This window comes from Streptomyces alboflavus (assembly GCF_000716675.1).
GTDB lineage: Bacteria > Actinomycetota > Actinomycetes > Streptomycetales > Streptomycetaceae > Streptomyces > Streptomyces alboflavus.
In genome coordinates this window covers 1-4,710 of record NZ_JNXT01000126.1, presented here as the reverse complement: position 1 = coordinate 4,710, position 4,710 = coordinate 1, and the positions used below count along the sequence as shown (strand labels likewise).

At 68.4% G+C, this 4,710-nt stretch carries 4 protein-coding genes; 2 read left to right on the top strand and 2 right to left on the bottom strand.

What is annotated here, in order from left to right; genetic code table 11:
- The first annotated feature begins 110 nt into the window (after positions 1-110).
- A complete protein-coding gene (gene proC, locus OO63_RS40950) occupies positions 111-1,025 on the top strand; it encodes a pyrroline-5-carboxylate reductase (RefSeq protein ID WP_030363651.1) in 915 nt (304 codons plus the stop codon).
- Positions 1,026-1,253: 228 nt separating this feature from the next.
- Here proC and OO63_RS40945 read toward each other — a convergent pair whose 3' ends face one another.
- Positions 1,254-1,838, bottom strand: a complete 585-nt coding sequence (locus tag OO63_RS40945) for a cysteine hydrolase family protein (protein ID WP_030363650.1) — start codon at positions 1,836-1,838, stop codon at positions 1,254-1,256.
- A 215-nt stretch (positions 1,839-2,053) separates the two neighbouring features.
- On the opposite strand from OO63_RS40945, the gene OO63_RS40940 reads away from it, so the two are divergent.
- A complete protein-coding gene (locus OO63_RS40940) occupies positions 2,054-3,052 on the top strand; it encodes a GlxA family transcriptional regulator (protein ID WP_030363649.1) in 999 nt (332 codons plus the stop codon).
- Here OO63_RS40940 and trpS read toward each other — a convergent pair.
- A complete protein-coding gene (gene trpS, locus OO63_RS40935; RefSeq protein ID WP_030363648.1) occupies positions 2,980-4,017 on the bottom strand; it encodes a tryptophan--tRNA ligase in 1,038 nt (345 codons plus the stop codon). The genes OO63_RS40940 and trpS overlap by 73 nt on opposite strands.
- Between the last annotated feature and the right edge of the window lie 693 nt (positions 4,018-4,710).

The window sequence follows — 4,710 nt, the reverse complement described above, 5'->3', positions numbered from 1 at the left end:
AGCGTCAGATGTGTATAATAGACAGCGTCCGCACACCGGACAACCCACCACCCCACCCCCACCCGATGCGAGGATGACCCCGAACGACGCACCCCGGGAGGGCCCCGCCCATGAGCAAGCCGAGCACGCCGAGCACGCCGAGCAAGCCGAGCAAGTCGCAGACCGCGACGAAGCCGCAGACCGCGACCGAGCGGAAGACGCCGAGCAAGCCGAGCCAGAAGGTCGTCGCCGTCCTCGGCACCGGCAAGATCGGCGAAGCCCTGCTCAGCGGCATGATCCGCAGCGGCCGAGCCCCCGGTGACCTCCTGGTCACGGCCCGCCGCCAGGAGCGCGCCGACGAACTCCGCACCCGCTACGGCGTGGAACCCCTCACCAACGCCGAGGCCGCCAAGCGCGCGGACATCCTGATCCTCGCCTGCAAGCCGCAGGACATGGCCTCCCTCCTGGCCGAACTCGCCCCGTACGTCAGCACCGACACCCTGGTGATCAGCGCGGCCGCGGGCATCACGACCACGTTCATCGAGGAGCACCTGGCCGACGGGACGCCGGTCATCCGTGTCATGCCGAACACGCCGGTACTGGTGGACGAGGGCATGTCCGTCATCTCCGCCGGCAGCCACGCCACGGCCGCCGACCTGGCCCACGCGGAGGAGGTCTTCGGCGCCGTCGGCAAGACGCTCCGGGTCCCCGAGACCCAACAGGACGCGTGCACCGCCCTGTCCGGCTCGGGCCCCGCGTACTTCTACTTCCTGGTGGAAGCGATGACGGACGCGGGCATCCTCCTCGGCCTCCCGCGCGACAAGGCCCACGACCTCATCGTCCAGGCGGCGATCGGCGCGGCGGTGATGCTCCGCGACAGCGGCGAACACCCGGTCAAGCTCCGCGAGAACGTCACCTCCCCCGCGGGCACCACCATCAACGCCATCCGCGAACTCGAGAACCACGGAGTCCGCGCCGCCCTGATCGCAGCCCTGGAAGCAGCCCGAGACCGCAGCCGAGAACTAGCCTCAGGCAACAACTCCTGACCCCAGCCCGCCTCGGTGAGGTTTTCAGCCCGTCGTGGGGGTCCCCCCTGCTCCTTAAGAGCTTGGGGGAGATTGAGGACGAGGCGCGGAGCGCCGATTCGGGGGAGGACTGTCCCACCCGCCATGGGACGCCCGCCTACGGGGTCCGGGGCGGAGCCCCCCGCGCGGCGGAGCCGCACAATGTCACAGCCGGGAAGGGGCGGGACTGGGGAAAGCCCCGCAGGGCCCCTACCCCACACCCCCCAACACCTCCCCCGTCAGAACCACCCGAGCAAACCCACCCCCGTGCAGGGAAACAGCCGAGGCCCGCCCAATCTCCTCAGCGCTCCGCCGCCACCCAAACGGCCCCACCAGATCAAAGGTGTACGTCGCGTCATAAGCGAACACCACCTCGTACCCCAGATTCCCACCCATCCGAGCAGTGGTCTCCGCACACATATTGGTCTGAATCCCGGCCACCACGATCTGAGAAACCCCGGCCCCCCTGAGCCACGCATCCAGATCAGGCGTCCCATAGAACGCCGAGTTCACACTCTTCGAGACGAACAGCTCACCCCCACCCCCCTTACCGCGCCGCTGCTCGACGTACTCCTTGAACTCGTTGCCCACATACCCCGTCCGCAGCGGCGACTCCGGCTTCGGCGAGTCATGCCGTACGAACACGACCGGCCGCCCCGTCGCCTGCCACGCGTCGATGAGCGCGGCGATGTTGTCGTCGGCCTCGGGATTGTTCCGCGCGCCCCAGTACCCCTCCTCCTCGAAGCCCTTCTGTACGTCCACGACGACCAGCGCCGCGTTCTCCGCGATGTTCAGTGCGTTCTCCATGCCCACGATGCTGCCGCCAGGAGCCCCACCACCCCAGCCATACAAAAGCCACCGATCGATGGTTTACTGCCACCGTGCCCGAACCCCGCCCCACACCACCCCTGACACCACCACCCCTGACCCCGGAAGGAACCCCTCTCCCGTCCGCCCCGGAAACAACCCCTCTCCCACTCACCCCGGAAACAACCCCTCACCCCCAACGCATCGCCCTCCTCGCCTTCCCTGGCATCCGCTCCTTCGACGTCTCCGTGATCACCGAGGTCTGGGGCACCGACCGCACCGACCGCGGCGTACCCCCCTTCGACCTCCACCGCGTCGCCGCCACGCCCACCCCCGTCCCGATGCGCGCAGGCCTCACCCTCACCCCCGACCGCACCCTCGCCTGGCTGAACCGGCTGACCGGCACCGACCTGATCGTCGTCCCCGGCCTGGACGACCACCTGACACCGGCACCACCCCCACTACTGGAGGCCCTGCGCCGCGCCCACACCCGAGGCATCACCATCGCGGCCCTGTGCGGCGGCGCCTTCACCCTGGCCCAGGCGGGCCTCCTGGACGGCCGCCGCGCCATCACCCACTGGAACCTCGTCGACCTGCTGCGAACCCATCACCCCCACGTCACCGTCGTACCCGACGCCCTCTTCATCGAGGACGACAACATCTGGACCGCCGCGGGCACCGCAGCCGGCATCGACTTGTGCCTGCACCTGGTCCGCACGGCCCACGGCTCGGAGGTCGCCGCGACCGTCGCCCGCTCGATGGTCACCGCCCCGTTCCGCACCGGCGGCCAGGCGCAGTTCATCGAGCACCCCACACCTCGCACCGACCGCGACGCCGACGCCCTCGCCACAGTCCGTGAATACGCCCTGCGTCACCTCCAGGAACCGCTCACCGTCTCCGACCTGGCCGCCAGGGCGGGCATGTCGGCGCGCTCGTTCGCCCGTCACTTCACCGCGGCGACCGGCACCACACCCCTGCGCTGGCTCCTGGACCAGCGCGTCGCCGCCGCGCAGAAGCTCCTCGAACGCACCGACCTGCCCATGCCCGAGGTGGCCCGCCGCGCGGGCTTCGGCAGCGAGATCACGATGCGCCAGCACTTCGCCTCGCGTCTCGCCACCAGCCCACGCGCCTACCGCGCCACGTTCACCGGCACCGGCTCGGGCACCGCCGGCGCGGGAGGCAGCAGCCCGATCGCCCGATAGGCGGCATCGACCGTCGGCTTCGCCATCCCCCTCGCCCGCTCAGCCCCGGCCCGCAACACCTCCTCCACATACGCGGAATCCGCAACCAACTCCTTGTGCCGCTCCCGCACGGGCCGCAGAAGCTCCACCACGGCGTCGGCGGTGTCCTTCTTCAAAGCTCCGTACGACTCGTATACACCGCTCAAGCCGTTCGGGTTCCCACCTTCGCAAGCCGCGAGGATCTCCAGCAGATTCGAGACCCCGGGCCGGGCCTCCCGGTCGTACACGACCTCGTCCCCGCTGTCCGTCACCGCGCGCATGATCTTCTTCCGCACCACGTCCGGCTCGTCGAGGAGATAGACGATCCCGGCCCCCGACTCATGGGACTTCCCCATCTTCGACGTCGGCTCCTGCAGATCCATGACCCGCGCCGCCACCTCCGGCCGCGTGGCCCGCGGCACCGCGAAGGCATGCCCGTACCGCTGGTTGAACCGCACCGCCAGGTCCCGCGTCAGCTCGACGTGCTGCGTCTGGTCGTCCCCGACCGGCACCTCGTCGGCCCCGTACGCCAGGATGTCCGCCGCCATCAGCACCGGATAGGTGAGCAGCGAAAGCCGCACGCTCCCGCCCCGCGCCCGCTCGACCGCGGACTTCTCCTTGTACTGGATCATCCGCCGCATCTCGCCGTCCGTGGCGACGCACTCGAGCAGATACGACAGCCGCGCGTGCTCGTCCACATGACTCTGTACGAACACGGTGCACCGCTCGGGATCGAGCCCGGACGCGAGGAGCAGCGTCGCCGCCTGCCTACTGAGCCGCTGAACCCGGCCGGGGTCGTGGTCGACGGTCAGTGCGTGCAGGTCCACGACGCAGAACAGCGCGTCCGCCCGGTGCTGATCGACATCCGCCCACTGCCGGATGGCCCCCAGGTAGTTCCCCAGCGTCAGATGCCCGGTCGGCTTGACCCCACTGAAGATCCGCGTCATCTCTTCTCTCCACCTCCAGAACGGGGCCGCCGTCCCGGCGACCGGGTTCAGGACCTCCGGAGGGAGATACGCGAACGGCCGCCGAAGCGGCGGCCGTTGAGTGCATGCGTCAGCTCGGCCGCCGTCAGGCGGCCCACCACTGATGGGTGCGCGCATGCGTAGTCATGTCCTTACAGTAGCGCGGGCAGGGCCGAAGTTGACACGTCTCGACCCGGAACGTAGTGTTCTCCGAGTTGCCCGACGTGAGCTCTGATCACTGATCGGTCCCCGGGCGGCCATTCCGTAGGAACCATTCAAGCGATCGATGCTCAGCCTCTTCGTTTCCACGAAGGGCCGCTTTCGGCTCGTTTCCATGCGTTTTTACGTAATGAGGAGTCCGCGTTCGAAAGGACGCCCCCGATTAGGTCGGGAGCCGAGATTCCGCTAAAGTCTCACTCGTCGGAACGGCCCAACAGCCGCGAGGACAAACCCCGCTGACTGGGAGTCAGGCCCGAAAGGATCTGATAGAGTCGGAACCGCCGGAAAGGGAAACGCAAAGGCCGAAAGGTTGGAGCGGGAACCGGAAAGGCACCGAGGAAATCGGACACGAAAGAGTCTGATAGAGTCGGAAACGCAAGAACAAAAGAAACACCGAAGGGAAGCGCCCGGAGGAAAGCCCCAGAGAATGTTCTGTGGGTGAGTACAAAGGAAGCG